Source organism: Aestuariivita sp., from assembly GCF_049276915.1.
Lineage (GTDB): Bacteria > Pseudomonadota > Alphaproteobacteria > Rhodobacterales > Rhodobacteraceae > Aestuariivita.
In genome coordinates, this window is sequence record NZ_JBASXK010000104.1 from 54685 (window position 1) to 68892 (window position 14208).

Annotated in this window: 12 protein-coding genes; 5 read left to right on the plus strand and 7 right to left on the minus strand. The window is 61.9% G+C overall.

What is annotated here, in order from left to right; genetic code table 11:
- Positions 1 to 438, minus strand: a complete 438-nt coding sequence (locus tag WAO69_RS11355) for a hypothetical protein (protein WP_422179134.1) — start codon at positions 436 to 438, stop codon at positions 1 to 3.
- A gap of 87 nt (positions 439 to 525) precedes the next feature.
- Between WAO69_RS11355 and moaA the strand changes: the two genes are divergently transcribed.
- Genes moaA through WAO69_RS11370 form a run of 3 tightly spaced genes read left to right on the plus strand, consistent with a single transcriptional unit; the run spans position 526 to position 3877 of the window.
- On the plus strand, positions 526 to 1533 hold the full coding sequence (moaA, locus tag WAO69_RS11360; RefSeq protein WP_422179136.1) for a GTP 3',8-cyclase MoaA: 1008 nt from the start codon (positions 526 to 528) through the stop codon (positions 1531 to 1533).
- Positions 1533 to 2837 carry a 3-deoxy-D-manno-octulosonic acid transferase gene (locus WAO69_RS11365; RefSeq protein ID WP_422179138.1) on the plus strand — a complete coding sequence of 435 codons (1305 nt, stop codon included), beginning with the start codon at positions 1533 to 1535 and terminating at the stop codon, positions 2835 to 2837. The genes moaA and WAO69_RS11365 overlap by 1 nt, the downstream gene beginning before the upstream one ends.
- A complete protein-coding gene (locus WAO69_RS11370; RefSeq protein ID WP_422179140.1) occupies positions 2834 to 3877 on the plus strand; it encodes a glycosyltransferase family 4 protein in 1044 nt (347 codons plus the stop codon). Before WAO69_RS11365 ends, WAO69_RS11370 begins: the two co-directional genes overlap by 4 nt.
- 137 nt (positions 3878 to 4014) lie before the next feature.
- On the opposite strand, the gene WAO69_RS11375 is transcribed toward WAO69_RS11370, so the two are convergent.
- The 4 genes from WAO69_RS11375 to WAO69_RS11390 form a co-directional block, all read right to left on the minus strand.
- Positions 4015 to 5178 carry a M20 aminoacylase family protein gene (locus WAO69_RS11375; RefSeq protein ID WP_422179142.1) on the minus strand — a complete coding sequence of 388 codons (1164 nt, stop codon included), beginning with the start codon at positions 5176 to 5178 and terminating at the stop codon, positions 4015 to 4017.
- Positions 5179 to 5285: 107 nt separating this feature from the next.
- Positions 5286 to 6449, minus strand: coding sequence for a M20 aminoacylase family protein (locus WAO69_RS11380; RefSeq protein WP_422179144.1), 1164 nt, complete (start codon positions 6447 to 6449; stop codon positions 5286 to 5288).
- A gap of 49 nt (positions 6450 to 6498) precedes the next feature.
- The gene (locus WAO69_RS11385; protein WP_422179146.1) at positions 6499 to 7650 is read right to left on the minus strand and encodes a M20 aminoacylase family protein; all 1152 of its coding nucleotides are present in this window, start codon (positions 7648 to 7650) and stop codon (positions 6499 to 6501) included.
- A gap of 72 nt (positions 7651 to 7722) precedes the next feature.
- The gene (locus WAO69_RS11390) at positions 7723 to 8895 is read right to left on the minus strand and encodes a M20 aminoacylase family protein (RefSeq protein WP_422179148.1); all 1173 of its coding nucleotides are present in this window, start codon (positions 8893 to 8895) and stop codon (positions 7723 to 7725) included.
- 103 nt (positions 8896 to 8998) lie between these two features.
- Between WAO69_RS11390 and WAO69_RS11395 the strand changes: the two genes are divergently transcribed.
- Entirely contained in the window at positions 8999 to 10174 is a 1176-nt protein-coding gene (locus WAO69_RS11395) for a M24 family metallopeptidase (RefSeq protein ID WP_422179150.1), read from the plus strand.
- Positions 10175 to 10177: 3 nt separating this feature from the next.
- Here the strand turns inward: WAO69_RS11395 and argE are convergent, their stop codons facing one another.
- Both argE and WAO69_RS11405 read right to left on the minus strand, forming a co-directional pair.
- The gene (gene argE / locus WAO69_RS11400) at positions 10178 to 11344 is read right to left on the minus strand and encodes an acetylornithine deacetylase (protein ID WP_422179152.1); all 1167 of its coding nucleotides are present in this window, start codon (positions 11342 to 11344) and stop codon (positions 10178 to 10180) included.
- Between the two features lie 192 nt (positions 11345 to 11536).
- Entirely contained in the window at positions 11537 to 13369 is a 1833-nt protein-coding gene (locus tag WAO69_RS11405; RefSeq protein WP_422179155.1) for a dipeptide ABC transporter ATP-binding protein, read from the minus strand.
- A gap of 332 nt (positions 13370 to 13701) precedes the next feature.
- Here WAO69_RS11405 and WAO69_RS11410 point away from each other — a divergent pair.
- On the plus strand, positions 13702 to 14208 hold a 507-nt coding region (locus WAO69_RS11410; RefSeq protein WP_422179157.1), incomplete at its 3' end, for a transposase.

Consider the following 14208-nt stretch of genomic DNA (forward strand, 5'->3'; position numbering starts at 1 on the left):
TCAGGTCGCCTCGACATTCACCTCGACAAGATCGGTGAGTGACGCGCCCAGCGCCTGCATCGCCCTGACCGAGATCTGGCTGCCCGATCCAACCGGCAGATCCAGCGGCAAAAGCGTCACCGCCACCACCGTGCCGCGATAGCGCACCTGGCCTGTGCGCTGCTCAGACACCAGCGGCGTCTTGAGCCACATGCCCCCCTCGGCCGGATCCCCCAGAGAGACAACCGTCACACCCAGAGACGATCCCGACCCGACCGGCGGCGGCAGAGTGGCGTTGGGCACAATCGCGCCCGTGGCGCTGTCCACAGGCTCAAGCACGCTTGCCTCGACCGGAGCCGCCGCAGGAAGAACCGAAGGCGCATCGCCCGTGTCACCCAGCCCACGCACAAAGTCGCACCCGGCCACCGTCAGCATCGAAAGGATCAATATGTATCTCATGCAGCAAACCATATCCGCCCGCCCAATTGCCCGCAATTCACAACTGACCTCTTGCAGCCCCGAAAGGTGCTGGCTACCAATACACCCATGAGCGCTCCTTTAATTGACCCATTCGCCCGCGCGATTACGTATCTGCGCGTTTCAGTCACCGACAGATGTGACTTCCGCTGCGTCTATTGCATGTCGGAAAACATGACCTTCCTGCCCAAGAAAGAGCTTCTGACTCTGGAAGAGCTGGACCGTATGTGCTCGACCTTTGTGCGCCTTGGCGTGGAAAAGCTGCGCATCACGGGGGGCGAGCCTCTGGTGCGCCGCGATATCATGACATTCTTCCGCGCGATGACGCGCCATCTGGATGACGGAGCGCTGAAGGAACTGACACTGACGACCAACGGCTCGCAGCTGGAACGGTTTGCCGATGATCTGGCCGATGCCGGTGTGCGCCGGATCAACGTGTCCCTTGATACGCTGGATGACGACAAATTCGCGGCCATCACCCGATGGGGCCGCCTGCCCCAGGTGCTCAGGGGCATCGACGCGGCGCAAAAGGCGGGCCTGCGGGTCAAGATCAACGCCGTCTCGCTCAAGGATTTCAACGAAGACGAACTGCCAAAGATCACCCAATGGTGCGCCGAGCGGGACATGGACCTGACCTGGATCGAAGTCATGCCCATGGGGGATATCGGCAACGAAGACCGTCTTGGCCAATACTGGTCGCTCAAAGACGTGCGCAAAACCTATGAACAGCATTTTACCGTCAGCGATCTGACTGAACGCAGTGGTGGTCCCGCGCGCTATGTCCGCCTGGAAGAGACCGGGCAGAAGATCGGCTTCATCACCCCGCTCAGCCATAACTTCTGCGAAAGCTGCAACCGCGTGCGCCTCACCTGCACGGGAGAGCTGTACATGTGCCTTGGTCAGGAAGACATGGCCGATCTGCGCGCCCCGTTGCGCGCGCATCTGGATACCGAGGCCCCGCTCGAGGCCGCGATCCGCGCCGCCATCGATCGCAAGCCCAGAGGCCATGACTTTGATTATTCGCGCCAACGGCTGGACGGCCAGGTCTCGCGCCATATGAGCCATACAGGCGGCTGATGTCGGCCAAGCCCCTGAGGGCGACGCCGCTCTATCGGTTCTATCGCGCGGCCATGACAGGCCTTGCTCCGCTGATGTGGTGGACGGTGTCGCGCAAACTCAAACGCGCGGATGTCCCGGCCATCCGCATGCATGAACGTCTGGGCCATCCATCCATCGCGCGCCCGCCGGGCCCGCTGGTGTGGTTCCACGGAGCCAGTGTCGGCGAAAGCCTTGCGGTGCTCACCCTGATCGAGACACTGCTGGAGCGCCGTTGCGATTTGCAGGTGCTGATGACCTCCGGCACGGCAAGTTCGGCTGAAATCCTTGCCAAACGGATGCCCGAACGCTGCCAGCACCAGTTTGCGCCTCTGGACGCGCCCGGCCCTGTTGCACGGTTTCTGGATGCCTGGCGTCCGGATGCGGGCATATTCGTGGACAGCGAGATCTGGCCCAACATGCTGGTCATGGCGCATCAACGGGGCACCCGTCTGGCACTGGTGAATGCCCGCTTGTCGCGCTCATCGGTGGACGGCTGGCGCAGGTTCCCCGACACCAGCGCCTTTGTGCTGGACCAGTTCGATCTGATCGTCACGCAGAATCGGCAGACCGCGCAGAACCTGCGCGACATGGGGGCACCCGAAGATCGCCTGCGCAGCGGCCTCAACCTCAAATCCACCGCCAAACCCCTGCCTGTTGACGAGCTGGAGCTGGCCCGCCTGCGCGCAGCACTTGGGGATCGCCCGCTCTGGCTTGCCAGCTCGACGCATAAGGGCGAGGACGAGATCCTCCTGAGGGCGCATAAGCGCCTGCTGGCCAGCCAGCCCGACGCCTGCCTGATCCTGATCCCCCGCCACCCCGAGCGCGGCGACAGCCTGGCCGAGTTGATCGCCGCCGGGAACCTGACCTGCGCACGGCGCAGCCGGACCGAAGGGCTCAACGCGCAGACGCAGGTCTATCTCGCGGACACTCTTGGAGAGATGGGACTGTTCTATAGCCTCGCTCCCACCGTGTTCATGGGCGGATCACTGCAGGATATCGGGGGCCATAACCCGTTCGAACCTGCGCAATTCGCCGCCGCCATCCTGACCGGCCCGCATGTTGCGAATTTCTCCGAGACCTACGAGCCGCTTGTCTCTGTTGGCGGGGCCGCAATGATCGCGAACGAAGATGAGCTTCTGGCCCAACTGAGGCGGCTTCTTGGCTCTGCACCGGCGCGCGAACAGATGGGTCTGGCCGCCAAGAGCTTTGCCGATCGCGGACAGGCCGCCTTGGAACAGATCACAACCGATGTCTTGTCGGTGATTGATGGAACGCTGCGATGAGTGAGCTTTTCGTCACCAATCTCAATCGCAACTTCACCGGCGTGTCTGCCACAGCCGCCAATGTGCTGCGCCAGCAGATGAATCAGTACGATCTTGATCTTGTCGGCCACCCTTTGCCCGGTTGTCCTGCTCCTATCTCACTGAAGGCGGCCCGCACACTCAGCCGCAAACCGCCAGCGAACCGTCCCTTTGCGATCTGGCATCTGCGTCGCAATCCGGAAATGCGCGCCGGACTCTGGGCGCGCGATGTGCTGGGCCTGCCGATCCGGCTGGTCTTTACCTCGGCCGCCCAGCGGCGTCATTCGCTGGCACCACGCTGGCTGATCTCGCGCATGGATGCCGTGATCGCGACCACGCAAGCCGCCGCCGATTACGTGCCTCATGTGCGCGCGGTCGTGCCCCATGGCACCGACACCGATCTCTTTCATCCCAGCCCGGATCGGGCCGCCGCCTGGGCCGCCACCGGCTATGGCGGGGCGCGCGGGATTGCCACCATCGGTCGCATCCGCCCTGAAAAAGGCACGGATCTGTTTGTCGATGCGATGATCCGCGCCCTGCCCGATCTGCCCGATGTCACCGCGCTGGTGATCGGACGCGCCACGCGCGAGCATCAGAAGTTCGACCTCACCCTGAAAGATCGCGTCCACCGCGCCGGTCTGGTGGATCGCATCCGCTTCATCGGCGAGACATCCAGCTCGGACCTGCCCGCGCTGATCCGCGCCCTGTCACTGATCGTGCAACTGCCGCGCTATGAGGGCTATGGCATGGTTCCGCTTGAAGGCATGGCCTCCGGCGTGCCCTTCATCGGCTCGACCGCCGGCTATTTCCGGGCCTTCAGCGCGCAGGGCACATCCGGCATCATCGTGCCACAGGAAGGTGCGCGCGACGCCGCCGAAGCCACAGTTGCCATTCTGGGCGATCCCGCGCGTCACGCGGCCCTCTCGCGCAGCGCCCGCAGCCTCGCCGAGACCAGCTTCAGCGCGCGCCACGAAGCCGAGGGCATCGCCAAAGTCTATGACGCGCTCTGGTCGCAACCCTAACCCCGCGTCTTTCTGGATAAAATACCCCGGGGAGTCGCCGCAGGCGACGGGGCAGAGCCCCTGATCCGCTCTGAATACTGCACGCGCGGGTCGCCTGTTGGCACCCGCACGCGCGGTGAGCCTCCCGGTCAGACGGCTCAGGCGGCTGGCATCCGGCTTTCGACGATCTCGGCCCACCAGCTGCATCCCGCCGGGATGGCTTCGTCGTTGAAATTGTACTCCGGATGGTGCACCGAGGCCGTATCGCCATTGCCAACAAGGATATAGGCACCGGGGCGCTCTTCCAGCATGAAGGCGAAATCCTCGCCCCCCATGACAAGCGGTGCTTCCTCGCACCCGCCCGAAACCTTGCGAGCGACTTCTGCTGCAAACTCAGTCTGCTCTTCACTGTTGACCATCACCGGATACCCACGGTGATAGGTGATGTCAGCGGTTCCGCCAAAGGTGGTGGCGATACCCGTGCAGATCTCCCTGATCCGGGTTTCGGCCAGCTCACGCATGCCGGTCGACATGGTGCGCACGGTCCCTTTCAGCTGAACCTTCTGGGGGATGACATTGAATGCCTTTGACGAGGTCTCAAACGAGGTGACCGATACCACCACCTGATCCACCGGATCCGCGTTTCGGCTGGCAATTGTCTGCAGCGCCAGCACGGTTTGCGCCGCCATGACCGTCGTGTCGATGGTTTCCTGCGGCTTTGCCGCATGTCCGCCTCTGCCTTCCAGGGTGATATCGAACATATCTGTCGCGGCAAAGAACGCCCCCGACCGGATGGCAAAAGATCCCACGGGCTTACCCGGCCAGTTGTGCATCCCATAGACTTCCTGGATGCCCCAGCGCTCCATCATGCCGTCATCGCACATTTCCTTGCCGCCGCCGCCGCCCTCTTCGGCTGGCTGAAAGATCACCACGACGGTGCCGTCGAAATTGCGCGTCTCGGCCAGGTATTTGGCGGCCCCCAAGAGCATCGCCGTATGCCCGTCATGCCCACAGGCATGCATCGCACCCGGCGTCTTGGAGGCATAGTCCAACCCTGTCTGCTCATGGATCGGCAAAGCGTCCATATCCGCGCGCAGACCGATCACCCGTCCCTTGCTGTCGGATTTGCCCCTGATCACGCCAACGACACCTGTGCGGCCAATACCCGTGACCACCTCGTCCAGGCCGAACTCCTGCAATTTTTCCGCGACCAGCGCACTGGTCCGGTGCGTTTCAAACAGAATTTCCGGATTTTCATGAATATCGCGGCGCCATTCGGTGATCTCATTTTGCAGCTCTGCAAAGCGATTTTTGACGGGCATGTGAAGTTCCTTTGTTCAGGGCAAGCGATTTTGCCAGATTTCGTCACAGGGGACGGGCTGCGGTGATGTCTTGCGCATCTGGCAGCGCCGCGGTTGGAAAAAGCGGCTCACTCCACTTTCATCCGGGTTTCCACCATTTCCGCCAGCCAGGAACAGCCGATCGGAATGATATCGTCGTTGAAATCGTATTCGGGATGATGCAGCCCGGCGCTGTCGCCATTGCCAAGGCGGATATAGGCCCCGGGACGTTCCTGCAGCATGTAAGCGAAATCCTCGCCCCCCATCACCATCGGGGCAAGCTTGCAATCCCCGGTGACGCTGCGGGCGACGTCCCGAGCATAGCCGGTTTCTTGCTCGGAATTCACCAGCACCGGATAGCCTTCGGGAAAATCGAACTCGGCCGTTCCGCCAAAGGTCGTGGCGATTCCTCGCGTCACGTCTTCGATGCGGCGGCGTGCCATTTCGCGCATCTCGGCCGACATGGAACGCACGGTGCCCCGCAGCGTCACCCGCTGTGGAATGACGTTGAATGCGGTGCTGGATGTCTCGATCGAGGTCAGCGACACCACCAGTTGCTCGACCGGGTCGGCATTGCGGCTCACGATGCTTTGCAACGCCACACCTAGATGGCAGGCCATAACGGCGGTATCGACCGTGTTGTTGGGCCGTGCCGCGTGCCCGCCGCGCCCTTCGAGGATGATCCTGAACTCATCCGTGGCCGCCATCATCGGACCGGGGCGAATGGCAAACTGGCCCAGTTCAAGGCCGGGCGCATTGTGCATGCCATAGACTTCCTGAATGGCGAACCGCTCCATCAGCCCGTCTTCACACATCTCGCGCCCACCGGCATAGCCCTCTTCGCCGGGTTGGAAAATCAACACGGCAGTACCGTCGAAATTGCGGGTCTCACTGAGATATTGCGCGGCCCCCAGCAGCATCGCCGTATGCCCGTCATGACCACAGGCATGCATCTTGCCCGGAATGCGCGAGGCATGCGGTGCCCCGGTTTCTTCATGGATCGGCAGCGCGTCCATATCCGCGCGCAACCCGATCACGCGCCCTTTGGTATCGGTTCTGCCCTTGATGATCCCCACCAGCCCGGTGCGCCCGATCCCGGTGACGATCTCGTCGACACCGAACTCGCTGAGCTTCTGTTCGACCAGTTCCACCGTGCGATGCACGTCAAAGCCGATTTCCGGGTGGGAATGGATGTCACGACGCCATGCAGCGATGTCAGACTGCAGTTCGGCAAGGCGGTTCTTGATGGGCATGGGGATGTCCTTGAGGTGAATGTCTGCGCTCAGATACCGGTGTGAGACCTTATCGCTGCTCGGCCATTTCCGCGTACCAACTGGCACCAACCGCGATGATCTCATCATTGAACACATAGGCCGGGTGATGCAGGTCGGCACTGTCTCCGTTGCCGATGAACAGATAGGCACCGGGCCGTTGCGCCAGCATGTCGGAAAAATCCTCTCCCGGCATGACCGGATCCATGTCGCGGATCACATCGCCAGATACGCTTTTTGCGACAGCCGCTGCGCGCGCGGCGGCTACCGGATCATTGATCGTGGGGCCGACGCGTTTGGAATAGTTCACCTCGGCCACCGCGCCATAGGCGGCCGCCGTGGTCTCGGCAATGGCGGTCAGGCGGTCGATCAGCATGGTCTGAACCTCCGGATCAAGATAGCGCGCCGTGCCTTTCAGGGTCACTGTATCGGGGATGACATTATAGGTGTCCGTGTCCGAGCGCAGACCGCCAATCGACAGAACCATCGTCTTGAGCGGGTCGATGTTGCGCGAGGCGATGGATTGCACAGCCATCACGATCGCCGAGGCCGCAAGCGTCGTGTCTACCGCCAGATGAGGCCGCGCGGCATGACCGCCGCGCCCGCGCACGATGATCTCGAAGAAATCAGAGGCCGCCATTTGGGCACCATCGCGCACGGCAAACTGTCCTGGCGGCAGGCCGGGCCAGTTGTGCATGCCATAGACCTCCTGGATTCCCCACCGTTCGAAGAGCCCATCTTCAAGCATGGCGCGGGCCCCACCGCTGCCTTCTTCGGCCGGTTGAAAGATCAAAACGACCGAGCCGGAAAAATTCCGCGTTTCAGCCAGATAGCGCGCCGCGCCCAACAGCATTGCCGTGTGCCCGTCATGGCCGCAGGCATGCATCACACCCGGGGTCCTTGAGGCATAGTCCACACCCGAGGCCTCGTGGATGGGCAGCGCGTCCATATCGGCACGAAAGCCGATCACCCGTTCTCCGGGTTGATTGCCCCGGATCACCGCGACAACGCCGGTCTGTCCGACACCGGACACAACCTCGTCACAGCCAAATTCCCGCAGCCTGTCAGCCACGAAGGCACTGGTGCGATGTTCTTCAAAACGCAGTTCCGGATGTTCGTGCAGATCGCGCCGCCACCCCTGAATATCCGGGGCCATATCCGCAATGCGGTTCTTGATGGGCATGTGTCGAGGCCTCCTTGTGGGCGTGGCGGATGTTTTGTGTTCAGACGGGCAGCGATCCGACGCGAGTGTGCATCAGGCCACCTTCATGCGGCGTTCGACCAGTTCCACAAACCAACTGGAGCCGGCCGGGATGGCCTCATCGTCAAAAACATAGGCCGGGTGGTGGCACATGGCCGTATCGCCGTTACCCATGAAGATAAACGCGCCGGGGCGTTCTTCCAGCATATAGGAAAAATCTTCGGACGGCAGAATGGGGTCAACATCCTCGATCACGTCACCGGCCACCGCGCGCGCCGCTTCGGCTGCGAATACGGTGTGATCCTCGTGGTTGACCGTGACAGGATAGCCCGGCGTCCAGACAATCTCGGCGGTCGCGCCATATGCCGCGGCGGTATGTTCGGCAATCGCGCGCACCCGGGCCTCGGCCATTGCGCGGCATTCGGCGTCCAGTGTCCGCACCGTCCCCTCGAGCACGGCCTTGTGGGCAATGACATTCGAGGCCGAACTGTCGGTATTGAACGTGCCCACCGTCAGCACGACGCGCTTGATCGGATCGACCTTGCGACTGACCACCGATTGCAAGGAAACAACGATCTGAGCGGCAACCAGCATGGTGTCGATTGCCTCATGAGGCGCGGCGGCATGACCGCCCTTGCCGGTGACGGTGACGGTGATCTCGAACTCGTCCGACGAGGCCATCAAAGCCCCCGGACGGATCGCGAATTTGCCCGTGGGAAAGCCCGGCATGTTGTGCAGGCCATAGACCTCCTGAATACCCCAGCGATCCATCATGCCGTCGTCACACATTGCCTTGCCCCCGGCACCCCCTTCTTCGGCCGGCTGAAAGATCAGAACCGCTGTGCCGTCGAAATTGCGGGTCTCGGCCAGATATTTGGCGGCACCGAGCAGCATGGAGGTGTGCCCATCATGTCCGCAGGCATGCATCACACCCGGCGTTTTCGACGGATAATCGACGCCAGAGGCCTCATGGATGGGCAGCGCGTCCATATCCGCGCGCAATCCGATCACGCGACCCGAGGTATCGGTCTTGCCCTTGATCACGGCCACCACGCCGGTTTTGCCGATACCCGGCGTGATCTCATCCACGCCTATCTCCTTGAGGCGGTCGATAACGAAACTGGCGGTTTCATGCAGCTCATACATCAGTTCCGGGTTCTGATGCAGATGCCTGCGCCAGGCGGTAATCTCGGGGTGGAGTTCGGCGAGGCGATTTCGGATGGGCATATGCGTGACCTCTCTGACAAGCCGAGATCACCCTGCCCCAAGGCCTCGGCCCCCGCAAGAGGGGGGCTTGCGCGAAGCGCTGTTTCGCGCTTCGATCAATCCTATGGAGTCGCAATCAATCCCTGTCGAGGAGTTTTCAGACCGCCGCGCCCGCGCAGCGGCGGCGGCACAGGCGCACGGGCTGGATGGTCTGGTGATCTGTTCGCGGGGTGGCGGCACGCTGGATCGGTATGGCGATGTTCAGTACCTGACGAATTACGTGACCTCCTTTCCCTTCATTCCCGATCTGCCGGGGCAATGGGCCGGGCGGGCGCATGCGTTCGTCGTGTTGCGCGCGGATGGTGCGGCGCGGTTGATTGCCGACGCGCCCGATGACGCAACAGCGGCGATTGATGCACAGGATATCCGGCCAGCAGAAGACGTTCTGGCCTGCGTTGCCGAGGCGCTGCGCGAGCTGGGGCTTGCCCATGGCCGTCTCGGGCTTGTCGGATCGGATGTGTTGAGCGTGGCTCATGAGCGCGCGCTGCGCGGCCATGTGCCCGGTGCGCACTGGCAGGAGGCGCAGGAGATCCTCGTCAATCTGCGCGCCATAAAATCCCCCGCCGAACTGGATCAGCTGCGCCATGCCTCGGCGATCGGCAGCAGAACGCTTGAGGCGATGATGCAGGTTGCAGAACCCGGCGTAAGCCACGGCGAGGTCGTGGCCGCAGGCATGGGCGTTCTGGCCCCTGCAGGCGGGGCGCTGTACAATTCCTTCATGGCGTCCGGGCGGGGCGGCGTGGAAGCTTATGCCCACCGGCGCAATTTCCCGACATGGGGAACATCTGCCCCTCTGGCCGAGGGCGAGTGGTTTCGCATCGGCATCTCGGGTGCCGTGGGCGGTTACGTGTTCGACCACTCGCGCTCCAAAGCCATCGGTGCGCCATCCAACCGCCAGATCGCGTTGTTCGAAGACGCGATGGCGATTGTCGAAGCCGCCATCGCCGCGATCCGCCCCGGCGTGCAGGCACAAGACATCGCCGCCGCGGGCCTGGCAGAACAGGCCGCGCGGGGATACCCCAATGATGGTGTCTTTTCCGGGCTGGGCCACGGGATCGGCCTGGGTTGGGATGCGCCCTGGCTGGCCCCAGGTGACACAACCCTGCTTGAGCCGGGCATGGTGCTGAGCGTGGAACGCACCATCCGCAAGGACGGCTATCTGGGCGATTACGAAGACAGCGTGATCGTCACGGATACAGGCACCGAACGGATCAGCCACGCACAAAAACGCTGGTGGTAGCGTTCAGGCGGCCAGACGTTTGAGCAACTGCTCCATGAAATCCAGACCAGCGTTGAACTGCGCGACAGTGATGTATTCATTGGGCTGATGCGCCTGGGCAATATCGCCGGGGCCGCAGACGACGGCGGAATAACCGGCGGCCTGAAACTGACCCGCTTCGGTGCCATAGCTGACGACATGGGTGCCATTGTCGCCGGTGATGGCACGCGCCAGGGCTTCTGCTTCGCCCCCAACCTCGGGGCGCAGGCCCGGCACATCAAAACGCTTCTTGAGATCGATACGCGCGTCAGGGTGTACGGCTTTCATCGCGGCCTCGACCTCGGCAACCTTGGCATAATAGGCATCGCGGTAGTCGTCCTCGTTTTCGTCGGGCACCACCCGGAAATCCATGCTGAACGTGCAATCCTTTGCGGTGATGTTATGTGCCGTGCCGCCATGCACCTGGCCGACATGGGCCGTGGTGTAAGGTGGGTCGAACACCGAGGCCAGCGCCCCGGGTGTCTTGGCGCGGTTCTCGTCATTGACGTGATTTGCCCAGTCGATCAGCCGCGCGCTTTCGAGGATCGCGCTGACCCCTGTGTGCATGATCGAACTGTGGACCTCGAAGCCGACCACATGGGTGTCATAGCCCTGCCCGCCCTTGTGGCTGGTGACGGCCCGCATCATCGAAGGCTCTCCGACAATGACCGCGCGGCCTTTAGGCAGAACGGGCTGCATCGCCTCGATCATGGGCGGCGCACCGGTGCAGCCGACCTCTTCATCGAAGCTGAGCGCCAGTTGCAAAGGTCGGGCAACGCCACGGTAATGCGCCTCGACCAGCGCCCAGATGGCAAGCGCGTCGAAACCTTTCATGTCGCAGGTGCCGCGCCCGAAGTATTTGCCCTCTTTTTCAACCACATCGAAGGGGTCTGTATCCCAGGGCTGACCATCCACCGGCACGACATCGGTATGACCCGAGAGCACCACGGCCCCCTCTTCCCACGGGCCGACATGGGCGAACAAGGCTGCCTTGTGCGGCTGGTCGGGGTCGGGCCAGCGATGGGCGGTAATGCCATGCGACGCCAGATAGCCCTCGACCCAGTCGATCAGCGGCAGGTTGGTGTCGCGGCTGACGGTGGGAAACGAGATCAGTTTTGTCATGATCTCAAGCGCGGTCAGACGAGTGGTCACAGTCGGTACCTTCCTCAAGCATTACCAGTTTTTCCGGTCACGCACCGGGCTTTTCATCATCCGCAAAGCGCGCTGCTCTTGCCACAGGCGCAAGCTGTCTCATGGCGCAGCCTGCCGTGGCCTAGTGTCAATCACGTTGGTTCCATCCCGATTTCGGGCAATATGTGTCATCGGTCGGATGGGCCGGTCACATCACATGCGGCGCTCAAACAGAGGATCTGTGGTCAGCACGAAATGTCCCGGCTCGACCTCGTTATACTCGGACGGCTCGGGGCTGTAGCCGATTGGGTGAATGGGCGACGGGATCGGTGTGAAGTTCAGATCCTTTTCTTCCTTGCGCTTGCGCGGATCGGCGATGGGGACGGCTTTCATCAACGCGCGGGTATAGGGGTGCTGCGGGTTCTCGAACACCCGTGCACGCGGACCCAGTTCAACGATCCGGCCCAGATACATCACGCCCACGTTATGGCTGACGCGTTCGACCACGGCCATGTCATGCGAGATGAACAGATAGCTCAGCCCAAGCTCGGCCTGCAGGTCCATCATCAGGTTCAGCACCTGCGCCTGCACCGACACATCCAGCGCCGAGACCGCCTCATCCGCGACAATCAGCTTTGGGTTCAGAGCAAGCGCGCGGGCAATGGCGATGCGTTGACGCTGACCGCCGGACATCTCGTGCGGGTAGCGACGCATGAAGCTGCGCGGCAATTGCACCCGGTCAAACAGGCTTGCCACCCTGTCCTGAAGTTCAGAACCCGAGGCGATTCCGTAGTTGCGCATCGGTTCAGAGACCTGATCCATCAGCTGCATCTGCGGATTGAGCGAGGCGAAGGGATCCTGAAAGATCATCTGCATGTCCAGACGCGCCTTGCGCAGCCCTTCCGTGCCCAGCTTCATGATATCTGTCCCGTCCAGGTCGATCTGACCGGACAGCGGCTCGACAAGACGCAGGATCGAGCGGCCGGCAGAGGATTTACCGCAACCCGATTCGCCCACCAGGCTCAGGGTCTGACCCTTGTTGAGCGTGAAGGACACATCTTCGACCGCATGCACATTCGCGATCGTCCGTCGGAAGAACCCGCCCTTCACAGCAAACCGGGTGGTCAGGTTCTTGACCGTCAGCAGCGGCTCATCTGTCCCGGGGATCGGGTTTATCTTCTGCCCCGTGCTGCCCAGCAGTTTCATCGGTTCCGGGGCGGATTTTCCGCGCATTTCACCAAGTTTGGGAACCGCCGCCAGCAGGGCCTTGGTGTAGTCATGCTGGGGATTTTCAAAGATCTCCTGAACGCTGCCCTCTTCAACCTTGTTTCCGCGGTACATCACCACTACACGATCCGCCATCTGCGCCACTACGGCCATGTCATGCGTGATGAACATGACCGCCGTGCCGGTCTCGCGCTTGAGGCGATCGATCAATGCGAGGATCTCGGCCTGAATGGTCACATCCAGTGCGGTCGTCGGCTCGTCCGCGATCAGCAGGCGCGGCTCACAGGCCAGCGCCATTGCGATCACGACCCTCTGGCGCATGCCACCGGACAATTCATGGGGATATTGCTGCAAGCGCCGTTCGGGTTCGGGGATACGCACCTGCCTGAGCAGCTCGAGCGCCCGTGCCTCGGCCTCGCTCTTGGACATGTCCTTGTGCACGCGCAGGCCTTCGGTCAGTTGCCGGCCCACGGTGAAAACCGGATTCAGCGCCGTCATCGGTTCCTGAAAGATCATGCCGATGTCGTTGCCGCGTATGTCGCGCATGACGTCCTGGCTGGCCTGCGCCACATCCAGTTCGGTTCCGTCGCGCCGGTCAAACAACAACTGCCCGCCCGCAATCTGGCCACCGCCGAATTCAACCAGCCGCATCAGCGACAGCGACGACACCGATTTGCCCGATCCGGATTCGCCCACGACACAGACGGTTTCGCCGGGCTGAATATCGAACGAGACATTTTCGACACCAACAACGGGGCCGTCTTTCGTCTGGAACTCGACCCTAAGTCCCTTGATCTGTGCGATTGCATGATCCAGCACGCGCGCGTCCCCTTTGGATGACCTGACCAAACGCTAAGCTCAGCCCCTAGGCAGTGTCAAACCAATCAGACGCTTTTCGCAACGCCAAGGCTTGCATTTTCCCAAAACTCTGTTTCGATGAGCAGGTATCAGTTGTGGGCGGCGACCCGTACTTTACCTGCAGTTCGTGTATTTTGCTTGCATGTCAGTCACTTGCCCTAGAACGGTATCACATGTCCCGCGTAATCTGCGGCCAAAAATGCGACCTTAGCAGGCTGCTGAAAAAGTCGGGGCTCGACGCTGTTTCAAGAACATGATTCACCCTTGTTACGGCAGCGGTGGCGAGGGTGGCGATGCGTGGGACGGACAAAACGAGCGGTTCGCTGTTCAGCTATGTTGACCTTGAAGAGCGAATTCCTGCGGTTCATCCGCTTCGCAAGATCAGACAGATCGTGAACGATGCACTTACGAGCCTCGATGCCGATTTCGATGCGCTGTATACTGACTTTGGTCGCCCCTCGATTGCGCCTGAGCGCCTGATCCGGGCGAGCCTTCTCCAGATCCTGTTTTCGATCCGCTCCGAGCGGCAGTTGATGGAGCAGATGGATTACAACCTGCTGTTCCGCTGGTTTGTCGGCCTGGGCATCGACGACGCGGTGTGGGTTCCCACGGTGTTCAGCAAGAACCGCGACCGGCTACTGACCACCGAGATGTCGCGCAAGGTCATGGCCGCGATCCTCGCACACCCCGAGGTCAAGCCGCTGCTGTCGGACGAGCACTTCTCGGTCGACGGCACCCTGATCAAGGCGTGGGCTTCCATGAAGAGTTTCCAGCCGAAAGAATACGCCCCGCCGCCACAG